The 23438-nt window shown below is 30.4% G+C and carries 22 protein-coding genes; 20 read left to right on the top strand and 2 right to left on the bottom strand.

The genetic code is table 11. The annotated features are described in order from the left end of the window. The first annotated feature begins 88 nt into the window (after window positions 1-88). The 8 genes from CLCHR_RS06725 (at window position 89) to rho (ending at window position 9856) form a co-directional block, all read left to right on the top strand. Window positions 89-934, top strand: a complete 846-nt coding sequence (locus tag CLCHR_RS06725; RefSeq protein ID WP_079438930.1) for a cyanophycinase — start codon at window positions 89-91, stop codon at window positions 932-934. Beyond that, on the top strand, window positions 906-3542 hold the full coding sequence (gene cphA / locus CLCHR_RS06720) for a cyanophycin synthetase (RefSeq protein WP_079438929.1): 2637 nt from the start codon (window positions 906-908) through the stop codon (window positions 3540-3542). The genes CLCHR_RS06725 and cphA overlap by 29 nt, the downstream gene beginning before the upstream one ends. Window positions 3543-3703: 161 nt before the next feature. Next, the gene (gene ispE / locus CLCHR_RS06715) at window positions 3704-4546 is read left to right on the top strand and encodes a 4-(cytidine 5'-diphospho)-2-C-methyl-D-erythritol kinase (protein ID WP_079438928.1); all 843 of its coding nucleotides are present in this window, start codon (window positions 3704-3706) and stop codon (window positions 4544-4546) included. Between the two features lie 62 nt (window positions 4547-4608). Beyond that, window positions 4609-5343 carry a stage II sporulation protein R gene (spoIIR, locus tag CLCHR_RS06710; RefSeq protein WP_079438927.1) on the top strand — a complete coding sequence of 245 codons (735 nt, stop codon included), beginning with the start codon at window positions 4609-4611 and terminating at the stop codon, window positions 5341-5343. 167 nt (window positions 5344-5510) lie between these two features. Further along, window positions 5511-5927 carry a YwiB family protein gene (locus tag CLCHR_RS06705; protein ID WP_079438926.1) on the top strand — a complete coding sequence of 139 codons (417 nt, stop codon included), beginning with the start codon at window positions 5511-5513 and terminating at the stop codon, window positions 5925-5927. 103 nt (window positions 5928-6030) lie between these two features. Continuing rightward, window positions 6031-6336 (top strand): hypothetical protein, encoded by a 306-nt coding sequence (locus CLCHR_RS06700; protein ID WP_079438925.1) that lies wholly within the window; start codon window positions 6031-6033, stop codon window positions 6334-6336. Between the two features lie 165 nt (window positions 6337-6501). Next, window positions 6502-8112 (top strand): CTP synthase, encoded by a 1611-nt coding sequence (locus tag CLCHR_RS06695; RefSeq protein ID WP_079438924.1) that lies wholly within the window; start codon window positions 6502-6504, stop codon window positions 8110-8112. A gap of 304 nt (window positions 8113-8416) precedes the next feature. Next, window positions 8417-9856 carry a transcription termination factor Rho gene (gene rho / locus CLCHR_RS06690; protein ID WP_079438923.1) on the top strand — a complete coding sequence of 480 codons (1440 nt, stop codon included), beginning with the start codon at window positions 8417-8419 and terminating at the stop codon, window positions 9854-9856. Between the two features lie 46 nt (window positions 9857-9902). Here rho and CLCHR_RS06685 read toward each other — a convergent pair whose 3' ends face one another. Together CLCHR_RS06685 and rpmE are read right to left on the bottom strand one after the other, a co-directional pair. After that, a complete protein-coding gene (locus tag CLCHR_RS06685) occupies window positions 9903-11009 on the bottom strand; it encodes an MGDG synthase family glycosyltransferase (protein WP_079438922.1) in 1107 nt (368 codons plus the stop codon). Window positions 11010-11220: 211 nt separating this feature from the next. Then, window positions 11221-11430 (bottom strand): 50S ribosomal protein L31, encoded by a 210-nt coding sequence (gene rpmE / locus CLCHR_RS06680; protein WP_079438921.1) that lies wholly within the window; start codon window positions 11428-11430, stop codon window positions 11221-11223. 330 nt (window positions 11431-11760) lie between these two features. Between rpmE and CLCHR_RS06675 the strand changes: the two genes are divergently transcribed. The 12 genes from CLCHR_RS06675 to CLCHR_RS06620 all read left to right on the top strand — a co-directional run bounded on the left by CLCHR_RS06675 (window position 11761) and on the right by CLCHR_RS06620 (window position 23405). Next, on the top strand, window positions 11761-12345 hold the full coding sequence (locus CLCHR_RS06675) for a thymidine kinase (RefSeq protein ID WP_079438920.1): 585 nt from the start codon (window positions 11761-11763) through the stop codon (window positions 12343-12345). Window positions 12346-12370: 25 nt separating this feature from the next. Next, the gene (gene prmC / locus CLCHR_RS06670) at window positions 12371-14131 is read left to right on the top strand and encodes a peptide chain release factor N(5)-glutamine methyltransferase (RefSeq protein ID WP_079438919.1); all 1761 of its coding nucleotides are present in this window, start codon (window positions 12371-12373) and stop codon (window positions 14129-14131) included. A 99-nt stretch (window positions 14132-14230) separates the two neighbouring features. Continuing rightward, window positions 14231-15313, top strand: a complete 1083-nt coding sequence (gene prfA, locus CLCHR_RS06665) for a peptide chain release factor 1 (protein WP_079438918.1) — start codon at window positions 14231-14233, stop codon at window positions 15311-15313. Between the two features lie 64 nt (window positions 15314-15377). Next, complete coding sequence (locus CLCHR_RS06660; protein WP_079438917.1) at window positions 15378-15965, top strand: hypothetical protein; 588 nt, start codon at window positions 15378-15380, stop codon at window positions 15963-15965. A 39-nt stretch (window positions 15966-16004) separates the two neighbouring features. Beyond that, on the top strand, window positions 16005-17054 hold the full coding sequence (locus CLCHR_RS06655) for an L-threonylcarbamoyladenylate synthase (RefSeq protein ID WP_079438916.1): 1050 nt from the start codon (window positions 16005-16007) through the stop codon (window positions 17052-17054). A 69-nt stretch (window positions 17055-17123) separates the two neighbouring features. Continuing rightward, window positions 17124-17573, top strand: coding sequence for a ribose 5-phosphate isomerase B (gene rpiB / locus CLCHR_RS06650; RefSeq protein ID WP_079438915.1), 450 nt, complete (start codon window positions 17124-17126; stop codon window positions 17571-17573). Between the two features lie 175 nt (window positions 17574-17748). Then, a complete protein-coding gene (gene upp, locus CLCHR_RS06645) occupies window positions 17749-18378 on the top strand; it encodes a uracil phosphoribosyltransferase (RefSeq protein WP_079438914.1) in 630 nt (209 codons plus the stop codon). A 154-nt stretch (window positions 18379-18532) separates the two neighbouring features. Further along, window positions 18533-19027: a deaminase gene (locus CLCHR_RS06640; protein WP_079438913.1), complete on the top strand. Its 495-nt coding sequence runs from the start codon at window positions 18533-18535 to the stop codon at window positions 19025-19027. Window positions 19028-19183: 156 nt separating this feature from the next. Then, a complete protein-coding gene (gene wecB / locus CLCHR_RS06635; protein ID WP_079438912.1) occupies window positions 19184-20332 on the top strand; it encodes a non-hydrolyzing UDP-N-acetylglucosamine 2-epimerase in 1149 nt (382 codons plus the stop codon). Between the two features lie 119 nt (window positions 20333-20451). After that, window positions 20452-21633 (top strand): acetyl-CoA C-acetyltransferase, encoded by a 1182-nt coding sequence (locus CLCHR_RS06630; RefSeq protein WP_079438911.1) that lies wholly within the window; start codon window positions 20452-20454, stop codon window positions 21631-21633. A 724-nt stretch (window positions 21634-22357) separates the two neighbouring features. Continuing rightward, a complete protein-coding gene (locus CLCHR_RS06625) occupies window positions 22358-22723 on the top strand; it encodes a hypothetical protein (protein ID WP_079438910.1) in 366 nt (121 codons plus the stop codon). A 1-nt stretch (window position 22724) separates the two neighbouring features. Beyond that, the gene (locus CLCHR_RS06620) at window positions 22725-23405 is read left to right on the top strand and encodes a F0F1 ATP synthase subunit A (RefSeq protein WP_182629443.1); all 681 of its coding nucleotides are present in this window, start codon (window positions 22725-22727) and stop codon (window positions 23403-23405) included. Window positions 23406-23438 lie beyond the last annotated feature (33 nt).

The following is a 23438-nucleotide window of genomic DNA, read 5'->3' as shown; positions in this document are numbered from 1 at the left end:
GAAGCCTCTTTTTGTTGAAGCTAATTTTTTGAATAATTATTAAAATTCGTGGATAGAATATGTAATGCATGATATGAGGTGATAAAATTTGAAAAAAGTTTTAAGTGGTAATTTAATAATCATTGGAGGAGCAGAAGATAAAGAAGGAAAAAAAGAAATTCTAAAAAGAGTATGTGATTCTATTGATAAGAATGAAGATGTATTATTAGTTGCAACAATCGCAACTGACTATCCCAAAGAAGCCGCGAGTAAATATAAAGAAGTTTTTGGAGAGCTTGGAGTAAAAAATATAAAAGTATTAGATATAAGCGAGAGAACAGAAGCATCTGACGATATGAATGTAGAACTAATAAGAGAGTCTGCATTAATATTTTTTACAGGAGGAGATCAATTAAAAATAACAAGTTTAATTGGTGGAACTCCAGTTTACGATGCGTTAGAAGAAGCATGGAAGAATGGTGCATTTATAGTAGGGACTTCAGCAGGGGCATCTGTAATGAGTGACACAATGATAGTTCAAGGACAAGATGATGATGATCCAAGAAAATGTACATTAAAAATGTCTCCAGGACTAGGGTTAATTAAAGATGTTATAATTGATCAACATTTTGCTCAAAGAGGAAGAATAGGAAGGTTATTAACAGGAATCGCACAAAATCCTGAAGTTTTAGGAATAGGAATAGATGAAAATACGGGAATAATAGTTAATCAATCCGGAAGAATAGAAGTTATAGGAGAAGGGGCAGTTTATTTTATTGATGGTAGTGCAATTACTTATACTAATGTCTCAGAATTATACGCGGATGATATTTTAAGTATGCACAATGTTAAATTACATGTATTAACTGATGGAAATAAATTTGATCTTATAAAAAAGTCACCTTTTGAGGAGGAAAAGTTTAGTCATGAAGATACTACAAAAGAGAATATATGAAGGACAGAATGTTTATTCTCATAAAAAGTGTATAAGAATAGATGTCGATTTAGAAGGATATTGTGAAATTCCAAGCAAGGATATACCAAATTTCAATTTTAATCTTGTTAATATTATACCAGAGTTAAAAAATCATAGATGTGGTATTGATGAAGAAGGAGGCTTTGTTAAAAGACTCAGTGAAGGAACATACTTAGCACATATTTGTGAACATATAATGATTGCAATACAAAATAATTTGGGTATGGATGTTTCATATGGAAAGGCAAGAGAAATTGAGGGGGATATGTATTATATCATCATCCAATATGAATATAAAAATACTGCTACTGAAATTGCTAATTTAGCTATTGATTTAGTAAATTCATTAATTAAACAAAACCAAATAGATTTTAGTGGAAGAATAGATATTATAAAAGAAATTCTACAAAATGAGCAAATGGGAGCAACTACAAAAGCAATTTGTGATGCAGCGAAAGAATATAATCTTCCGGTAATGCAACTTGGTGATAGCAATATATATCAAATAGGATATGGAAAAGCTGGTAGAATAATAGAAGCATCAATAGGAAGTAAAACAAAGTGTGTAGGTGTTGATATATCTTGTGATAAGCTTTTAACAAAACAATTACTTCAAAATCAGAATATTCCTGTAGCAGAAGGAAGCAAGGTACATAATTTAATCGGATTATTACAGGAAGCAGAGAGAGTAGGATATCCAGTAGTATTAAAACCTCAATGTGGAAATAAGGGTCAAGGGGTAATCCTTAATATAAATAATCAGAAGCAATTAGTTGAAGCATTCATGAATTTAAAGAAAAAGCAAAAGGATATAATTCTTGAAAAATATCTTGATGGAAGAGATTATAGAGTTTGTGTAGTAAACTATAAGGTGGTGGCGGCATCGTTAAGACTCGCACCTTTTGTTATTGGAAATGGCAAGGATACTTTAAAGAAATTAATTGATGTTATTAATGAGGATCCTCTTAGAGGAGAAGATCACGAAAAAGCATTAACTAAAATAAAAATTAATCAAGAATTAATTTCTTGTCTCTCAAAAAGAGGATTAGAATTAAACTATATACCTAAAGACGGAGAAAAAATATTATTAAGAGAAAATGCAAATCTTTCAACTGGTGGTATGGCAGTAGATTGTACTGATGAAATTTGTGAAGAAAATATTGAACATTGTATAAATGCGGCGAAAACTTTAGGGTTAGATATATGTGGAGTTGATATCTGTACAAAGGACATAAGTGTTCCACTTGAAAAGAACAATGGTGTTATATTGGAGGTAAATGCTGCTCCAGGAATAAGAATGCACCATTATCCTCTAAAAGGAAGAACGAGAAATGTAGGAAAAGCGATTTTAGAAATGCTTTATGATGAAAAGCCATATAATATTCCTATAGTTTCTGTTACTGGAACAAATGGAAAAACAACAACTACAAGACTAATAAGTCATGTGCTAAGAAAAGTGAGTAATACTGTAGGAATGACATCAACTGATGGTATATATATAAACGACAAATGCATTCATAAGGGTGATGATGCAGGATTTGAAAGTGCAAGGACAGTTTTATTAAATAAAGATGTAGAGGTAGCAGTTTTAGAAACGGCTAGAGGTGGATTGGTAAAAAGGGGGTTAGCGTATGATCTTGCAGATGTAGCTGTTGTAACCAATATAACAAATGACCATTTGGGTTTAGATGAAATTAATACTATTGAAGAACTAAGTTTTACAAAAGCATTAGTTGGGGAAGCGGTAAAACCTAATGGAGTTGTGGTAATAAATGCTGATGATAAATACAGTAAAACTATAATTAATAGGCTTGAAGCTGAGAAGATTTATTTCTCTAAGTCAAAAGAGAATCCTTTGATACAAGAGAATATAAATAATGGTAAAATAGCTGTCTTCATAGAAAATGATATTATATGTGTAGTAAACAAAAATAAAAAATATGAGGTAGTTTCAGTAAAAGAATTACCTATATCTTATAATGGACAACTGGAGTATAATATCGAAAATGCTATGGCAGCTTGTGCAGGATTGGTAGGTCTAAATATTGATTATTGTATTATCTCAAAAGCATTTATGGATTTTAAATTGGATGGAAAATACAATAGTGGAAGGTTTAATGTATATAATTATTATGGTAGAAAAGTTATTTTAGATTATGCCCATAATATAGAGGGATATAAGGCGGTTATATCTTCATTGAAGAAGATGAAAGGAAAAAGTAATCTTATTGGTGTGATTGGAATACCAGGAGATAGAAAAGATGATATAGGGTATGCGATTGGAGAAATATGTGCCAATAGCTTAGATAAGATAATTATAAAAGAGGATAAAGATAGACGTGGCAGAAATGTTGGAGAAATTGCAGAAATTTTAGAAAAATCTATATTAAAAGCAAATAAAAATGCAGATATAGATATATGCTTAGACGAAGTAGAAGCCTTAAAACATGCTATAAGTGCCAGTAATGAAAATGACATAATTGTAGTTTTTTATGAAAAATTAGATGCGCTTGTAGATGTTATAAATAAAGAGTATTTAGTAGAGTCAAACACCAGAAAGTACAGACGATATATTAATAGTCTGTAACTTGAATTTAATAAGGAACAATACTTTATGCTTTATTAAGCATAAAGTATATACCCCAATATCTCAATGAATGCATAATGAGCCTTTTTTAAATAACTTATTAGACAAGATTTTTTAGCTATGATAGAATATTGTTAAAATGTGCAGAGGAGATATATAAAATGAGGATTAAGGCTTATGCAAAAATAAATATCGCCTTAGATGTTGTGGGGAAAAGAGAAGATGGATATCATTTATTACGAATGATAATGCAGACTATAGATTTATATGACATAATTGAAGTAGAGAAGTGTGAGTCAGGGATAAATATAACTTGTAACAAGCATTATGTTCCTACAGATGAAAGAAATTTAGCATATAAAGCAGCAAGATTATTTAAGGAAACTTATTCTATTGATGAAGGAGTTAATATAAATATAATAAAAAACATTCCTGTATCAGCTGGACTAGCGGGAGGAAGCACTGATGCATCGGGAGTTCTAAAAATTATGAATAAGTTATTTAATATTAATGCAAATAATAATGAGCTAAAAGAGTTAGGATTAAAGTTAGGTGCAGATGTTCCGTACTGTATTAGTGGTGGAACAGCATTATGTGAAGGCATTGGTGAGAAAATTACAAACTTAAAAAGCTTTCAGAATAAGATTTTAGTTTTAATAAAACCGCCTTTTGGAGTTTCGACTAAAGAGGTGTATAAGAGTTTTGATTTATCCAAAGTTGTTTTTCATCCTAGGATAAAGGAGTTAATAGAAGCTATAGAAAATGATGATATTTATTTTATCGCCAATAATATGAAAAACTTATTAGAAAATGTAACTCTGAAGAAGCATAAAATTATTTCTAATATTAAAGAGGAAACTATACTGAATGGTGCCATTGGTACTATGATGAGTGGTAGTGGTCCTACTGTTTTTGCTTTCTTTGATGATATGCTAAAAGCGCAAATGTGTTATGATAATATGAAGAAGAAGTATAAAGATGTATTTATAACAAGAACAATTTAACTTGAAAAAATGTATAAAAAGCCTCCAAGTGGTAATACTTTGAACTACAAGGGGGTTTGTTTATGAAAAGATATTTAAGATTAAGAAGATTAGTATATATAATTGTATTGTGTTCAATTGTAAGTATATTTAGCGGGTGTACAAGTGTTGGAGCAAATAAAGATCTTGAAAGTAGTGCTTTTGGAATGCTAAGTAGAGCTGAAACTCAAGATAATGTAAGAATGCTAGATTATAATGAAGTTAAGGACTCATTAATAAGATTTCATGTTATAGCTAATAGCGATAATGATGATGATCAAAAATTAAAAATAGAAGTGAAAAATAAAGTTATAGATTATTTATATCCTTATTTAAATTCTTCGGAATCTTTAGATGAGTCTAGAGAGATCATAAAAGATAAGATGCAGGATGTAAAAAAGATAGCTGAAGAAGTGATTAAAAATAATAATTATAAATATGATGTGAAAGTTGAATTATCTAGAGAAAATTTTCCGGATAAATCCTATGGGAACATTACCTTGCCACAAGGAAATTATGAAGCTTTTAGGATAATCATAGGAAGTGGACAGGGTAGAAATTGGTGGTGTGTGATGTTTCCGCCATTATGCTTTGTTGATGAATCCAAAGCCCAAGTTGAATATGATAAAACAGAGGAAAAGATAAAGGTGAGCGATGGTAAAAAAAATAGAGCCGAAGAAGTAAATTTAGATAAAACAGAAGAAGCAAATAAAGAAGGAAATAATAATATACAAATAAAATTTAAAATTTTAGAGGTACTTAAAGAGATATTTAATTAAATGGAATAAGAAGACGAAAGAGTTCAATATAAAAAACTGGACAAGTTTTTGTACTATGTGTAATAGTACAAAATAAATTAATAGAATAATGTGAAATAAGATTGAAATGTCAGTTTAAGTATTATGCTAATGAAAAATATATGTATAAAAAATCGGAGGCCGAGTATATGAATAAAAAAGCAATTATAACTGTTGATAGTGCTGTTTTAAATGATGAAGAAGATTTAATAGGAGTAGTGACGCCTGGGGAATTTTATGAAACAGAAGACGGATTTAGAGTAGAATATGAGGAGACAAAATTATCAGGTATGGAAGGTACCAAAACTATTATAATAATAAGAGAAGATTCCTTCGATTTAATAAGAGAAGGGACGACAGAAACTAAGATGGAATTTAAAGATAGGCAAAAGACTGTATCTTTATACAAAACACCTTATGGGGTAATGGAAATAAAAATAGATACTAAAAAATTAGAGATTAATGTTGATGAAGAAGGTGGAATAATAAATACAATGTATGCCTTAGAAATTGGTGGACAACCTGCATTAAAGACTAATTTATCAATTGAAATAAAAGTACAGTAAATTATAGGATACTTAATAACCTCCTTTTCAATATAATAAAAAGATATATTTAAACTGATTAGTTTACAACTATAAGGATATAATTTGAAATGGAGGGATAATTATGGAAAATAGATTGAAATATTTAAGTATTTTAAGAAATATATGCAATTACTATGAAATTAGTGAAGAAAAGTTTATAGAACTGTTAAAGGATAGAGATAATAAATATATATTACTTTTATTATTAAAAAATAATAATTGCTTAGAAACTAGTAGGATAAAAGAAATGCTTAAGATCAAAACATCTAGAAGCATAAATAGTAATTTGAAAATAGCAGAGGAAAAATTACTTGTGAATAGATTTTTTAGAGAAAAGTATTTTGAACTGGAGAATACTATAGAAAAGAGTGACATAACGAATTTATAAAAAAAGACTAGATATTGATATAAATATGTGATATTATAATACCTATGTTATTAAGCAACACAAATACCCCATAGTATATTTTATGGGGTGATTTACATTATAGCATTACTTTACGAATAAGTCAACATCAAGTTGTTGGCATATTTTAACATAGGGAGGATAAAAATGAATACAAAATACATTTTTGTTACAGGTGGAGTTGTTTCAGGTATTGGAAAAGGAATAACGGCAGCATCTCTTGGGAGATTGTTAAAGAATAGAGGAGTGAAAATTTCTATTCAAAAATTTGATCCATATTTAAATGTAGATCCAGGAACAATGAGTCCATATCAACACGGAGAAGTTTTTGTAACGGATGATGGTGCTGAAACGGATTTGGATCTAGGTCATTATGAAAGATTTATAGATGAGAACTTGACTTTAAACTCAAATGTTACAACTGGTAAAATATACAGTTCGGTTATAGAAAAGGAAAGAAGAGGAGAATATCTTGGAGCTACAGTTCAAGTAATTCCTCATATAACAAATGCAATAAAGGATAAGGTTTATCAAGTAGCAAATGAAAGAGATGTTGATGTAGTAATAACTGAAATTGGTGGAACTGTTGGTGATATAGAATCTCAACCATTTTTAGAAGCTATTAGACAAATAAAAAGTGAAGTTGGAGCTGAAAATGTTTGTTACATCCACGTTACCTTAGTACCATACTTAGGAAAAGCAGGAGAATTGAAAACAAAACCAACTCAGCACTCTGTAAAAGAATTAAGAATGATAGGTATTCAACCAGATATAATAGTTTGTAGAGCTGAAAAAGAATTGACAGATGATATTAAAGCTAAAATAGGTTTGTTCTGTAATATAGATGGAAGATCAGTAATTCAAAATCTTGATGCAGAGCATTTATATGAAGTACCATTAATGTTACATTCAGAAGGATTAGATAACCTTGTATGTGAGAAATTACATTTAGGATGTAGAGACATAGATAATTCTGAATGGATCGAAATGGTAGATAGGATAAAGAATCTTAAGAATAACGTAAGAATAGCTTTAGTTGGTAAATATGTTGAATTACATGATGCATACATATCAGTAGTTGAAGCATTAAGTCATGGTGGATTTGCTAATGATTCTAAGGTAGAAATAAAATGGGTCAATGCTGAAAATATTGAAAGCAGCAGTGCTGATGAAATGCTTAATGATGTTGATGGTGTTCTAGTACCAGGCGGATTCGGAGATAGAGGAATAGAAGGAAAGATTGAAGCTATAAAGTGGGCAAGAGAGAACAAGAAACCTTTCCTAGGGATTTGTTTAGGAATGCAATGTGCTGTTATTGAATATTCAAGAAATGTACTAGGATTTGAAGATGCTAATAGCTCAGAAATAAATCCGGATACAAAACATCCTGTTATAGATCTTATGCTAGATCAAAAGGATATAGAGAATCTTGGAGGTACAATGAGATTAGGTCAATACCCTTGTAAATTAGATGAAAATAGTAATTCTTATAAAGTTTATAAGAAGGAAACTATAAATGAAAGACACAGACATAGATATGAATTCAATAATGAATTTAGAAAACAAATAACTGAAGCAGGAATGAAAATTGTGGGAACTAGTCCTGATGAAAGGTTAGTTGAAATTGTTGAGGTTGAAGATCATCCTTGGTATGTTGCAGTTCAATTCCATCCAGAATTGAAATCAAGACCAAATAAACCACATAAATTATTTGTAGGCTTTATTGAAGCGGCAGTAAAAGAAAAATTAGTAAAGTAAATTTGTTTTATATGCATGTTTAATATATAATAATTTTAGGCATAATAATTATATGAACTGGTAAACTTATTTTATAGCTTACCAGTTCAAAATTATATATAATATATTTAACTTAATAAAGTTATAACATTAGTAAATTTATAGAACATCAAAAATGATATCGTATAATATTTAATATTATTCTAAAATATTTCTAAAGCGTTGTATCACATCTGATTATCTTATTATTAAATTTTCCAATACAACTATAATTAAAATGAATTGATTTTTATAGATTAATAATCTATAAATTGGAGGTGCGAATTTGACAAAACAAGATTATGAAAGCATGACTTTAACTAGTTTAAAAGAAATTGCTAAAGATTTAGGTGTTAAAAATATATCTAAATATAAAAAGAATGAACTTATAGAGGAAATATTAAAGAGTTCTAATAATTTTATAAAAAAAGATGGAACAATATTAAGAGAGAATATAGCTCCTAAAGTTGGAGAAAAAACTCAAGATAATACTGAAAAAAATAGCGCTAGGGAAGTTGAAAAAGTTAATAGAATTTCAGAATCAAGAGAAGAAGTAAATAAAATTGAAGCTGCAGAGAAAAAAGAAAATTTGAAAGAGATGATAGATGAATCTAATGTGGCAAAAGGGATTTTGGAAATTTTAGAAAATAATAGTTTTGGTTTCTTAAGATGCAAAAATTATTTGACCAGTAGTGATGATATTTATGTATCTCCATCTCAAATTAGAAGATTTAATCTAAGAACAGGGGATGAAGTTGAAGGAAAAGTAAGAGAAGCTAAAGAAACTGAAAAATTTAAAGCACTTTTGTTTGTTCAAAAGGTTAATGGGGAGCATCCAGAGAAGGCAATAGGTAGAAAATCGTTTGAAACTTTAACTCCTATATATCCAAAAGAAAGATTGAGATTAGAGACTTCCGACAAAAATGATTTGTCATCTAGATTAATGGATATAATTTGCCCAATAGGTAAAGGGCAAAGAGGAATAATAGTAGCACCACCTAAAGCAGGAAAGACTACTTTGCTAAAAAAGGTGGCGCAAAACATATCTAAAAATTATCCGGAAGTTAAACTGATAGTACTACTTATAGATGAAAGACCAGAAGAGGTTACGGATATGAAGCGGTCTATAAATGGAGATGTCGTTTATTCAACTTTTGATGAAGAACCACAAAATCATGCAAAAGTAGCTCAAATGGTTCTGGAAAGAGCAAAGAGGATGGTTGAGCAAGGAAAAGATGTTGTCATACTTATGGATAGTATAACTAGATTATCAAGAGCTTATAATTTGACAATAAATCCTACTGGTAGAACTTTGTCGGGTGGTCTTGATCCAGGGGCTCTTATAATGCCTAAGAAATTCTTTGGAGCTGCAAGAAAAATTGAAGAGGGAGGAAGCTTGACAATACTTGCAACTGCGCTTGTTGAGACAGGTTCTAGAATGGATGATATGATTTTTGAAGAGTTTAAAGGTACAGGAAATATGGAAGTTCATCTTGATAGAAGATTACAAGAAAGAAGAATTTTCCCTGCTATTGATATATATAAATCAGGAACTAGGAAAGAAGATTTAATTTTATCCAAAGAGGAGTTAGATGTAGCATTTTCTATAAGAAAGACAATGTATAAGGATGGTAATTCGGACGGTGTTACAGAAAATCTTATCAATATGTTATCTAAGACTAATGATAATAAAGAATTTGTAAATGTTTTTCAAAAGAAGAGTTAATAACATAATGAAAAAGGATGACCAGTTAGATTTACGGTCACCCTTTTTATTTATTTGAAATTAAATCGTTTGCTATGTCGACTATTTTGGTTAAAGAATATGTTGAAGATAATTCTTTTAATTTAAGTCTTAAGTTAATTAATTCGTCTGGATTATCTATTAAGCGATTCACTGTATCGTTAATTTTATTTAAATCTTTTATATAAATTGAATATCCCTCGGTTGTAAGAAAATCTATATTCTCACTTTCTTGTCCGGGTATAGCAAAAGGAATCACTAATGGTATATTTTTAACTATAGATTCTGTAACTGTTAAACCACCAGGTTTTGATACAATTATATCGCAATAATCCATAAGGTAAGAAATATCTTGAGTAAAACCTAGTATATGAAGTTTTTTATTCGTAAAATTATTTTCCTGACAGTATTTAACCAACTTATTCTTTAGGTGATTATTTTTGCCACAGACAACAGTAATTCTTAATTTCTTTGGATTCTTTAATAATTCTTTTAGCACTTTAAATATGGTATTTAGCCCGAGGCTACCACCCATAAGTAATATATTAAAATATTCATCATCCTTTAGAGTGTCGGCAGAAGTAACTTCTGTGTAAAACCTATTGCTTATTGGAATACCTATAGGATAAATCTTGTTAGGACTCACAGTTCTATTCATTAATGATTGCTTTGTATAGTTACTGCCAGTTATATAAGCATCAACACAGGAATCTACATATAGATAATGAGCTTTAAAATCTGTAACCACTAAAATGAATGGAGTTTTTAATCCTTGTTTTTTTAAGTCTGAGATAACACTGATGTTTATAGAGTGAGTGGCTATAATTATATCAGGCCGTATCTCATCTATTACTTTTGAAACTTTCTTTCTAGTCATAAAGAAAATAATTTTTAAAAAATTATTAATATATTTGTTGTCGGTTAAGTTGTAAAATAAGCCATAAGTTCTAGGGAATTTTGCGGCGGAAATTTCATATGCCATTACAATAATATCATTAAGAAATTTACTATTCTTAGCTAGAAAATCAAGTTTTGTAATTTCGTAACCAGCATTTTTAAAAGATTCTGCTACAGAAGTGGCAGCCTGATTATGTCCTTGGCCCGTAGATGTTGTTAAAATTAAAACTTTTTTCACGAAAGTCACTCATTTCAATAGTATTATATTACATAGTTTACCATATCTATTGTGCAATTTAAATACTAAATTATACATGGTAATATATTAAAAGTTAGTTAATTAACCTAATTAATGCAAAAGTTCAGGTTTTAATTAGCCTTATTTAAATTTTTTACATATTTATAAAATGCAACAAAAAAAGGAAAGACATTGTCTTTCCGTAAGGATATTACTTGCTGCCAAGGTTGAATCTCTTGTTGAATTTATCAACTCTTCCACCAACGTCAACAATTTTTTGTTTACCAGTGAAGAATGGGTGGCATTTAGAGCATATTTCAACTTTTAGTTCTTCTTTAACAGAACCAGTAGTGAAAGTGTTTCCACATGCACACTTAACCACTGTTTCGTGGTGGTATTCTGGATGTATGCCTTCTCTCATTATTTTTCACCTCTTTCAATTATATAAACTTATGTTAATTATTCAATAACAACCATTAGATTATAGCATAGTGGAAATTTAGCGTCAATAATAAAGTGAAACTTTTCAGATGGAGTCTTAACTCCAGCTGAATTTAGTTGAGCTTATACCCTCGGAGGGCACCTTGTCCAGGAGTTTGTAGCTGTTATTTCCTACTTGAAAAAGAGTAATTGTTTCAGGTGCTATCTATAGGATAAAATATAGATGCAAATAATATAAAAATGTCTTTTTATGATGAGTATTAAATGATATAATCGTGTATGATACCTTTAAAAGGAGAGTACTTTAAAGATGAGCAAATTATATTTTAGATACGGAGCTATGAATTCAGGTAAGTCAACCCATTTAATGCAAGTTGCTTATAATTATGAAGAACGCGGGATGAAAGTGATTATTATAAAACCTAAAGTTGACAATAAGGGTGGAAATACACTTGTATCTAGACTTGGGGTAAATAGACAAGTTGATTTATTGATTTCGGAGAACGACAATATTTTAGAGATAATACATAAGTATTTAAACGAAGGTGAAAACATAGATTGTATATTAGTAGATGAAGTTCAATTTATGAAACATGAACAAATAGACCAATTATTTGAAATAGCAGTGAGAATTAATATACCTATAATATGCTATGGACTTAGGACGGATTTCAAAATGGATGGGTTTGAGGGGAGTAAAAGATTGCTATTATTAGCACACAGCATAGAAGAAATGAAAACAATATGTGCGTGTGGAAAGAAAGCTATATTTAATGGTAGAAAGGTAAGTAATAGATTTGTGTTTGAAGGTGAACAGATTGCTATAGATGAACAAAATAATGTTGAATATGAATCATTATGTGGAGAATGTTATTATAAATATAAAGAAAAATAATAAAAGAGAGTAAGTGATTTTATTAATGAGAAGATGTGATGTTGGAGGTCAAGCTGTTATAGAAGGCGTTATGATGAGAGGTAGTAAAAGCTTAGCAACAGCTGTTAGAACTCCTAATGGAAAGATAGAAATAGATTTTAAAGATAATAGGCCAGTAACAAAGAAATATCCGTTTTTAAATATACCATTTCTTAGAGGTTTTTTTGTGCTAATAGAATCTATGAAAGTGGGTATGGAATCTTTAAATTATTCTGCCACATTTTTAGAAGATGAAAATGAGGAGCCATCAAAATTTGAAAAGTGGTTAGAGAATAAATTAGGGAAAAGTGCTAACGACGTATTAATGGGAATAACGATGTTTATTTCATTCATTTTTGCTATAGGACTTTTTGTTGCGTTACCAACAGGGATTGCATCATTTTTTAAAGAAACAGGAATTTCAAATATAATGCTTCATTTAATAGAAGCAGGCATAAGAATTACTATTCTTTTGCTATATATGTTTTTTATCAGTAAACTTAGTGATATTTATAGGGTATTTCAGTATCATGGAGCAGAACATAAAACTATATTCTGCTATGAAGCAATGGAAGAATTAACAGTTGAAAATGTTAGAAAACAGCCAAGGCTGCATCCAAGATGTGGAACTAATTTCTTGTTCTTAGTAATGCTTGTTAGTATAATAGTCTTTTCATTTACAGGATGGGGAGGTATTGTTGAAAGATTATTATTTAGAATTGTGCTTATACCGGTTGTTACGGGAATTAGTTATGAACTAATAAAATGGCTTGGTAAAGATGATGGTCTTTTATCGAAGATAATAGCTTATCCTGGTCTTAAATTACAGTTGCTAACGACTAAGGAACCTGATGATTCTCAAATAGAAGTCGCTATAGCGTCTTTAAAAGCGGCAGAAGGAATTAAAGATCCAAATAAAAGTATAGAGGAATTAATAAATGCTGGAGCCTCTACTCTAAAGGAAAGTGGAATTGATACAGCAAGATTAGATACTGAACTGCTATTAGGTAACATAATAGAAGAGAGCAGAATTTATTTAATTACCCACAAAGAAGAAGAAGTTAGTGCAGATAAGGCGGAAAGATATTTTAAATTTATAGAAAAACGTAGAAATAAAATGCCTGTTAAATATATTTTAAATAAGTGTGAGTTTATGGGGATTGACTATCATGTTGAGGAAGGTGTTCTAATTCCAAGAGATGATACAGAGATACTAGTTGATGAGGTGTTAAAAAGTATAGGAGAAAATGAAGAAAAGCAAGTGTGTGATTTGTGTTGTGGATCAGGGGCAATTGGTATAGCATTAGCTCATTATAGACAAAATATAAAGGTGGATTTAATTGATTACTATCCAATTCCGGAAAAAGTATCATTAATAAATATAAAGAAAAACAAAATGGAAGATAGAGCAGCGTTTATAAAGAGTGATCTGTTAGAAAAACCTATAGAAGATAAAAAGATGTATGATATCATAGTCTCTAATCCCCCATATATAGAGGCAGAAGAGATTGATAAACTTATGGATGATGTTAAAAATTATGAGCCTCATACTGCTTTGGATGGTGGAACAGATGGGTTAGATTTTTATAGGAAGATAATTGACCAAAGTCAATATGTACTGAAACAATCTGGAATATTAGCATTTGAAATAGGATATAATCAAGGAGAAGCAGTAAAATTATTAATGGAAGAACATAACTTCGAGGATATAAAAGTTATTAAAGATTTTGCGAGCCTTGATAGAATAGTAATTGGAATTAGAATATAATTAAATATAAAAACTCAAATTAAAAAAATGGCTAGTTGGTTAACCACATAAAATATGATATAATGTAGAAATGTGAAAAAAAAAGTACGGAGTGATTAAATGTTATTAGATAGATTAGACTTTATAGAAAATAAATATGATGAATTATCAGTTAAAATTAGTGATCCATCAATTATGCAAAACCAAAATGAATGGAGAAAACTTTGTAAGGAACATGCAGATTTAGAGATTATCGTAAATGCCTACAGAGATTATAAAAAAGTAACTGAAGATTTAAAAGCTAACAAGGAAATGCTAAGTGGTGAAAGTGATAAAGAAATGAGAGAGATGTTAAATGAAGAAATATCTGATCTCACAAATAGGGAATCTGAATTAGAAAGAGAAATTCAAATTTTATTACTTCCAAAAGACCCTAACGATGATAAAAATGTATTTGTTGAAATCAGAGGGGGCGCAGGTGGAGAAGAGGCCGCACTATTTGCATATAACTTATTTAGAATGTACACTAGATATGCGGAAACTCAAAGATGGTCTACAGAAATTATGAGTTTAAACGAAACAGATCTTGGTGGGTTTAAAGAAGTTGTATTTATGATTAAAGGTAACGGAGCGTACTCTAAATTGAAATATGAAAGTGGCGTTCATAGAGTACAAAGAGTTCCAGATACTGAATCAAGTGGAAGAATTCATACATCAACTGCTACAGTAGCAGTTCTGCCAGAAGTAGATGATGTTGAAATAGAAGTAGCAGATAAAGATGTTAGAATTGACGTGTTCAGAGCTTCGGGAAATGGGGGACAGTGCGTTAATACTACAGATTCAGCTGTAAGAATTACTCACTTACCAACAGGTCTTGTAGTTTCATGCCAAGATGAAAAATCACAATTGAAAAATAAAGAAAAGGCTATGAAGGTTTTAAAATCAAGGCTTTATGAACAAGCAGAGAGAGAAAGAGCAGAAGGAATAGCTGAAGATAGAAAAAGTCAAGTTGGTACAGGGGATAGAAGTGAAAGAATAAGGACATATAATTATCCACAAGGAAGAGTTACTGACCACAGAATAGGATTAACTTTATATAAATTAGACGCATTCTTAAGTGGAGATCTTGACGAAATGATAAATGCACTTATTACAGAAGATCAGGCTGAGAAAATGAAGTTAATGGGAAATACACAAATGTAATAATTACTCAATAAAGCCTTGCATTGTATATGTAGGGCTTTAAAAGTAATTTGGGGGACTAAATATGGATATATATAAAGCTATAAAAAAGGAAAGATTACATTTGAAGATGTTTTTAATTATTATGGTTATTATTGGGAGTGTTCTTCCGCTAATATTAATAGTGACTGGATTAACTACTATATTTTACACAAGTTATGTTGTTTTTATTGAAATTTTGATTATTATATCTATCATAATTAAAATGAATGCTTACAAAGTGGAATATAGATATTCTAGTAATAGATTGATTTTTAAAGTTGGAATTTTATCTAAGGAATCATTAATTATATGTGATAAAGTTATTTTAGTACATACAAACAAATCAGACTATGATTTAGAAATTGTTTTGGTAACAAGTGTAAAGTTTAAAAACAGAGGGTTGAGGTTAATTGACCCGAATGTCCTTAAAAGATACCCACAAATTGCAGAAGAGTACAATGTCGTTAAACAAATTAATCCTCAGAGAGATTATTATTTGCAGGTAATCAAGAGAGGTGGATTGAAGAAGTATTTACTATTGGATTCTATATACAGGAATTGTGTTAAAGCTACTTATACTGATGATAGTATACAAAATATAAAAATAGCCAGGGGACAGCTCATAGTTTAAGAAATAAGACATATAAAAAGAAGAAAGGAGGTAGAAAAGGTGGAAACTAAGTTTAGTATAATTAAGGATGTTAAGGAAGATGAGGAAAAGATAAGAGAAGCGGCAGAATTTATTAAAAATGGAGGGACAGTCGTTTTTCCGACAGAAACAGTTTATGGGCTAGGGGCAGATGCTCTTAATGAAACTGCGGTTGAAAAGATATTTAAAGCAAAAGGTAGGCCTCAAGATAATCCGTTAATAATCCATGTGGCATCAAAAAATATAGAGCCATATGTTATGGAAATTCCAGAAGTGGCTAATAAACTTATAAATAAGTTTTGGCCAGGACCGCTTACAATAATTTTAAGAAAAAAGGGCATAATACCCAATGTGACTAGTGCAGATTTGAATTCTATTGGTATCAGAATGCCGGATAATGAAATAGCTAGAAAGCTAATTGAATTATCAAATACCACAATTGCCGCTCCTTCAGCTAATATAAGTGGAAGACCAAGTCCTACAGATTTTCAAAGATGTGTTGAGGATTTAGATGGAAAAGTAGACTGTATTCTAGGAGGAGCGCAAAGTGATGTAGGAGTAGAGTCTACAATTGTTGATTGCACTGTGGTCCCTCCTATAGTTCTGCGTCCGGGCGGTATTACGTTGGAAATGCTTAAAGAAATAGATTCATCAATTGAAATAGATAAAGCTATAATGGAGAAACCCAGGGAGGGATTGAAACCGAAGGCCCCAGGAATGAAATATAAACATTATGCACCAAATGCCAAAGTGACAATAATTTCCGGAGAAAGAAAAAAAACTATTGAAAAAATAAAAGAAATGGTACACTATAATATAGAAAAAGGTAAAAATGTTTGTATTCTTACTGTCGAAGAAAATGTGAATGAATATACAGAGGGTGATTGCATAGTTATGGGAAGTATATTTAATTTAGCGACAGTTGCTAAAAGTCTATTTGAAGCTTTAAGAAAATGTGATGATTTAAATGCGGATTTAATTCTAGCAGAAGGATATAAAGAAGAAGGTTTAGGTATAGCTATTATGAATAGATTAAATAAGGCTGCAGGATTTGATATCATAGATGTATAGTTATATATAATCAATATATTTGACATAAACTAAATTTAAGATTAAATATTAATGGGAGATGGTTTGATTATGAAAATTGCAATTGGATGTGACCATGGTGGATTTGAATTAAAAAACGAGATTATCAAGTTTTTAGAAAGTGAAAATCATGAAGTGAAAGATTTTGGGACTCACTCTACTAATTCTTGCGATTACCCTGACATTGCATTACCTGTAGCAGAAGCAGTCGTATCAAAAGAGTTCGAATTTGGTATATTAATTTGTGGTACTGGAATAGGAATTAGCATTGCAGCGAATAAAGTTCCAGGAATTAGAGCAGCGTTATGTTCTGATACTTTTAGCGCACATGCAACAAGAGAACATAATAATGCAAATATTTTAACAATGGGCCAAAGAGTAGTCGGAGCTGGTCTTGCTTTAGATATAGTAAAGACTTTTATTACAGCTAAATTTGAAGGGGATAGACACCAAAATAGAATAGATAAAATTTCAGAAATTGAAAAAAAATATACACATTAGAAAAAAGCAGCTATGCTGCAATTAAGATCATTTATATTAGAAAAAAGCAGCTATGCTGCAATTAAGATCATTTATATTAGAAAAAAGCAGCTATGCTGCAATTAGGATCATTTAATTAGAAAAAATCACATAATGTGAGAGAATAAATATGAAAGTTAAACGTGGAGGAATAAAGATGAGTAAAGTTACAGAAATAAATCACCCGCTAATATTACATAAATTAGCAATTTTAAGAAATGAAGAAACAGGGTCGAAAGATTTTAGAAAATTAGTTGAAGAAATTTCTATGTTAATGGCCTATGAAGTTACGAGAGATTTAAATATGGAAGAAGTAGATGTAAAAACGCCGGTGGCTATAGCAAGATGTAAAATGCTTGCAGGTAAGAAGATTGCAGTTGTTCCCATTCTAAGAGCTGGTCTTGGTATGGTAGATGGAATAATTAACTTGATTCCAGCAGCAAAGGTTGGACATATCGGATTATATAGAGATGAAGAAACACTTCAACCAGTAGAATACTTCTGTAAGTTGCCGCAAGATATTGCTGAAAGAGATATAATAGTTGTTGATCCAATGCTTGCAACAGGAGGATCATCAATAGATGCTCTAACGATGCTAAAAAATAGAGGTGCTAAAAATATGAAACTCATGTGTTTAGTGGGAGCTCCAGAAGGAATTGAAGCAATACAAAAAGCTCATGATGATGTTGATATTTACTTAGCTTCTATAGACGAGAAATTGAATGAAAATGGATATATTGTACCAGGTCTTGGTGATGCAGGAGATAGATTATTTGGAACTAAGTAGTGGTACTAAATCTATGTTCATTTTAAGAATAATATTTAAGAGGTCTTTAGACTTATAAATATATTAGATTTATTTACTGTTAAATTAATTAACAAAGAGCTTTGCTCTTTGTTCTTTAAGTAACCTGGCACAACTTGATTTTGGGGATGGTAAAATGGAGAGACGTGATAAACAGAATTATTATTTAGATATTGCTGAAACAGTCTTAGAAAGAGGAACTTGTTTAAGAAGAAATTATGGTTCAATAATTGTTAAAAATGATGAAATAATTTCTACTGGATATACAGGTGCTCCTAGAGGTAGAAAGAATTGCATTGATTTAAACAGTTGCATAAGAGAAGAACACAAAATTCCAAGAGGAAAACAGTATGAACTTTGTAGAAGTGTACATAGTGAAGCTAATGCAATTATAAGTGCTTCTAGAAAAGATATGATAGGAGCTACTTTATATTTAGTTGGAAAAGATGCAAATACAAAAGAATATGTTAAAGATGCTAATTCCTGTTCAATGTGCAAGCGATTAATAATTAATTCGGGAATTGCTTATGTTATTATAAGAGATTCTAAAGATGAATGTAGAGAAATAAGTGTGAATTCATGGATAGAAAATGATGATTCTTTAAAAATTATGAAGGATGCAGGTTACTAGAGTTTATTAGGATTTTAGCATTTATATTATCCAACAAGCATATGCGAGTTGGGTTTATTTTTAGGATTTGAAAATTCTAGGTAGATTCGTGTCAAATTTAAATATATGCACAAGGTGATTAAAATCTATAATAGCTTATATATAGGAGGAAATAAATTGAGTAGAAAGAAGATTATTACTATTTTTGGAACAAGGCCCGAAGCTATAAAAATGGCACCTTTAGTAAAGGAATTAGAAAGAAGAGAAGAAATAGAATCAAAGGTTTGTGTAACAGCTCAGCATAGAGAAATGTTGGATCAAGTTCTAGAATTATTTGATATTAAACCTGATTTTGATTTAAACATAATGAAAACAAAGCAAACGTTAACTGGAATTACAGGTAGAGTTTTGGAAGGCTTAGAGGAAGTGTTTAAAGAAGAAAGACCTGACATGATACTAGTTCATGGAGATACAACAACTACATTCGCAGGCTCTCTAGCTGCATTTTATCAGCAAATTAAGGTTGGGCATGTTGAAGCTGGACTTAGAACATTTAATAAGTATTTTCCGTTTCCAGAAGAAATGAATAGGAAATTAACAGGAAGTTTAGCAGACTTACATTTTGCACCAACAAAAGGTTCGAAAGAGAATTTGCTAAAAGAAGGAATAAATGAAAGTGATATATATATTACCGGAAATACAGTAATCGATGCTATGAGGCATACTGTTGAGGAAGATTACATTTTTGAAACTGAAGAATTGAATAATATTGATTTTAGTAAAAAAGTGATAATGATTACTGCCCATAGGAGAGAAAATTGGGGAGAAGGAATTCAAAATATTTGTATTGCGTTAAATAAAATAGTTGAACAAAATAGTGACGTAGAATTAGTATACTTAGTTCATTTAAATCCTGTAGTTAAGGATGTTGTATTTGAAAGACTTGGAGGAAAAGAACGAATTCATTTACTACCACCGTTAGATACAAAAGAAACCCATAATCTAATGAATAAGTCTTTTATGGTAATGACAGATTCAGGAGGATTGCAAGAAGAAGCACCTCATTTAGCAAAGCCAGTACTTGTATTAAGGGATGTTACAGAAAGACCTGAAGCAGTAGATGCCGGAACTGTTAAATTAGTTGGAACGGATGTAGACCCGATAGTAGAGGCAGCAAATGAGTTACTTAGAAATTCGGATTCGTACTCTAAAATGAGTAAATCAATTAATCCATATGGCGATGGTATAGCATCAAGAAGAATTGCAGATGCTATATTGAAATACTTTAATTTAAGTTCAAAAGAAGTAGAAGAATTTAAAAGATAAAGTTTGTCTAAAATTTAACAATTTATACTTGATAAAAGAAATGATAGCAGGTATAATTTAATTATGTTAATAATTTAACGAGAATTAATAAAATATTATAAGATTTTAGGAGGTCAAACATGAGAGACGTAGTTATTGTAAGTGCAGTAAGAACAGCATTAGGTACTTTTGGTGGAGCATTAAAAGATGTATCAGCAGCAGACTTGGGAGCTTTAGTAATTAAAGAAGCAGTAAGTAGAGCTGGAGTTAAACCAGAATTAATTGAAGAAGTTATTATGGGAAATGTAATTCAAGCGGGACTTGGACAAAACACTGCAAGACAATCAACAATTAAAGCAGGATTACCACAAGAAGTTTCAGCTATGACAATAAATAAAGTTTGCGGATCAGGTCTTAGAGCAGTTAGCTTAGCAGCTCAAATGATTAAAGCAGGAGATGCTGAAGTTATCATTGCTGGTGGTATGGAAAACATGTCACAAGCTCCATACTTAATGAAAAATGCTAGATGGGGTCAAAGAATGGGCGATGGAAAAATGGTAGACTCAATGATAAATGATGCATTATGGGATGCATTTAACAACTATCATATGGGTGTTACAGCAGAAAACATTGCAAAAGAATGGGGATTAACTAGAGAAGAGCAAGATGCTTTTGCAGCAGCATCTCAACAAAAAGCTGAAGCAGCAATTAAATCTGGAAGATTTAAAGATGAAATAGTTCCAGTTGTTATTCCACAAAGAAAAGGAGAACCAAAAGTATTTGATACAGATGAGTTCCCAAGATTCGGAACAACTGCTGATTCTTTAGGAAAATTGAAACCAGCATTTGCTAAAGAAGGAACAGTAACTGCAGGAAATGCTTCTGGAATTAATGATGGAGCAGCAGCATTTGTTGTTATGAGTGCAGAAAAAGCGGCAGAATTAGGTCTTAAGCCATTAGCTAAAATTGTTTCTTATGGATCAAAAGGATTAGATCCAGCAATTATGGGATATGGACCATTCCATGCAACTAAAAAAGCTTTAGAAAAGGCTAACTTAACAATAGAAGATTTAGACTTAATTGAAGCTAATGAAGCTTTCGCAGCTCAAAGTTTAGCAGTTGCTAAAGACTTGAATTTTGATATGTCTAAGGTAAATGTAAATGGTGGAGCTATAGCTTTAGGTCATCCAGTTGGAGCGTCAGGAGCTAGAATTTTAGTTACTCTTCTTCATGAAATGGAAAAGAGAGATGCTAAGAGAGGGCTTGCAACACTTTGTATTGGTGGAGGACTTGGAACAGCTCTTATTGTTGAAAGAGTTTAGTTAGAGTTTAAATTAATTGAGAAAGGTTACTATGTAGTCTAACATAGTAACCTTTTTTATTATGATAAAATTATTGATTGGAATTATGTATAAAAAATAAAACCGAGAGAAAAATAAAAACAATATTTAAAAAAATATGTTTAATTATATGTATTATAGCTAGTTTGAATTTAAAGTTTTAAGAAAGTTTAAGTTGCACTAGCTCGGAGTGCAAGTTAAGAGGGGAGGAAACGTCATAATAAAGTTTTTAATACTTTGTAATACTGACTAAATAAGAAGTTCTTATGTTAATTTAATATCACATAGTGTAACTATGAAGCCTAAAAAAAATAAATATTGCATAACAATAAGGTTATATATTCACTAATCAAGATGAAAAAATTATAGCCCTATAATCCTAAAATTAGAAAAAAGTAGATATATCTCCGAATTTAAAGGTGTTTTTGAATAATAAAAAATACATAAAATGGAATGAAAATGTTAACAAAAATAAAAAATAAATTATTCATATTACAGAAAATTCTGAAAAAAGATGTTAAAAAAAAACAAACATTCATAAAATGAGGAAGATGAAGTAAAACCTAATATTGACTAAGCATTTTAGAGCAAATACGACATAAACTGATTTTATACGGAAAATAAGCAAATTTTACTTTAAAACAGTGTTTTATTAAAGAAAGATATAAAGATATAATTACTGATATTGAGGTTAAGGGGGTTATGTATGAATAAAGAAGTGAATAAACTGCTTCTGCACACGCTAAAATATAGTCTTGGAAGCGGATTATTGATATCTTTAGTAATAATCTTAATTTCCACCTTTATAAATGCAGGAATCTATATGATAGGCATTTGTGTTTCCTTAATAAATTTTCTAGCTAGTGGTTATGTCATTGGAAAATTTCTGAAGAAGAATAAAGCATGGATTATAATTCCAACGTATTTCGTGAGAATGGCATTTATAATTGCTACAGTGTCACCTTTTCTGAAAAATATGGAATACGTAATATATTATATGATGGGCTTTATTTCGCATTATGTTCTACTTATAGTTTTTCGTATTAAAGAAAATAGGAAAGGAAGTGTTTAGATTGGAGCCGGTTATACCTATATTTTCTCCTGAAATTTTTGGCTTTACAGTAGATATTACCGCAGGGATAATAATCGAATGGATTGTCATTTTGATTTTAGGAATAGGTGCTTTTCTATTAACAAGAAATCTAAAGTTAAGACCTAATAAAACTCAATCAGCGTTAGAAAATATTTATCAAACAATAAGGGATTTCATGGTTAATACTATGGATGAAGAATATGAATCATTTTTGCCTTATATAGGAACGTTAATGATTTATTTACTAACACTGAACCTTGTTGGATTATTAGGCTTTAGACCGCCAACAAGTGATTTGAGTATAACAGCATCCTTTGCAATATCCACATTTTTAGTTGTAAATATAAACGCTATTAGGAAACATGGAATCCTTGGTTTTGGTAAGGGATTATTACATCCATTTGCGCCTATGTTACCACTAAATATATTGGAAAGATTTATATTACCAATGTCTTTAGCTCTGAGACTTTTTGGGAATATGATTGCGGCGGTAATATTGTTAGAGCTTGTGTATGAGAAATTAGGTGAAATATCAATATTTGCCCAATTGGGTATACCAATTATAGTACATGGATATTTTGATATATTTGATGGATTGATTCAAATGATAGTATTTACCATGTTAACTATGATCAATATCAAACAAACAGCAGAGCATTAAAAGAAAAACAAATCAACTATAATTTAGGAGGAA

The organism is Clostridium chromiireducens (assembly GCF_002029255.1).
Lineage (GTDB): Bacteria > Bacillota > Clostridia > Clostridiales > Clostridiaceae > Clostridium > Clostridium chromiireducens.
This window is presented reverse-complemented; position numbering and strand designations above follow the sequence as displayed.

Bases quoted from the DNA above. Each gene is read 5' to 3' on its own strand.
- CLCHR_RS06675 (WP_079438920.1), top strand. From the start codon at position 11,761: ATGAGCAAATTATATTTTAGATACGGAGCTATGAATTCAGGTAAGTCA.
- CLCHR_RS06660 (WP_079438917.1), top strand. From the start codon at position 15,378: ATGGATATATATAAAGCTATAAAAAAGGAAAGATTACATTTGAAGATG.
- rpmE (WP_079438921.1), bottom strand. From the start codon at position 11,430: ATGAGAGAAGGCATACATCCAGAATACCACCACGAAACAGTGGTTAAG.
- prmC (WP_079438919.1), top strand. From the start codon at position 12,371: ATGAGAAGATGTGATGTTGGAGGTCAAGCTGTTATAGAAGGCGTTATG.
- CLCHR_RS06695 (WP_079438924.1), top strand. From the start codon at position 6,502: ATGAATACAAAATACATTTTTGTTACAGGTGGAGTTGTTTCAGGTATT.
- ispE (WP_079438928.1), top strand. From the start codon at position 3,704: ATGAGGATTAAGGCTTATGCAAAAATAAATATCGCCTTAGATGTTGTG.
- CLCHR_RS06625 (WP_079438910.1), top strand. From the start codon at position 22,358: ATGAATAAAGAAGTGAATAAACTGCTTCTGCACACGCTAAAATATAGT.
- CLCHR_RS06705 (WP_079438926.1), top strand. From the start codon at position 5,511: ATGAATAAAAAAGCAATTATAACTGTTGATAGTGCTGTTTTAAATGAT.
- cphA (WP_079438929.1), top strand. From the start codon at position 906: ATGAAGATACTACAAAAGAGAATATATGAAGGACAGAATGTTTATTCT.
- CLCHR_RS06630 (WP_079438911.1), top strand. From the start codon at position 20,452: ATGAGAGACGTAGTTATTGTAAGTGCAGTAAGAACAGCATTAGGTACT.
- rpiB (WP_079438915.1), top strand. From the start codon at position 17,124: ATGAAAATTGCAATTGGATGTGACCATGGTGGATTTGAATTAAAAAAC.
- spoIIR (WP_079438927.1), top strand. From the start codon at position 4,609: ATGAAAAGATATTTAAGATTAAGAAGATTAGTATATATAATTGTATTG.
- CLCHR_RS06640 (WP_079438913.1), top strand. From the start codon at position 18,533: ATGGAGAGACGTGATAAACAGAATTATTATTTAGATATTGCTGAAACA.
- upp (WP_079438914.1), top strand. From the start codon at position 17,749: ATGAGTAAAGTTACAGAAATAAATCACCCGCTAATATTACATAAATTA.
- CLCHR_RS06700 (WP_079438925.1), top strand. From the start codon at position 6,031: ATGGAAAATAGATTGAAATATTTAAGTATTTTAAGAAATATATGCAAT.
- prfA (WP_079438918.1), top strand. From the start codon at position 14,231: ATGTTATTAGATAGATTAGACTTTATAGAAAATAAATATGATGAATTA.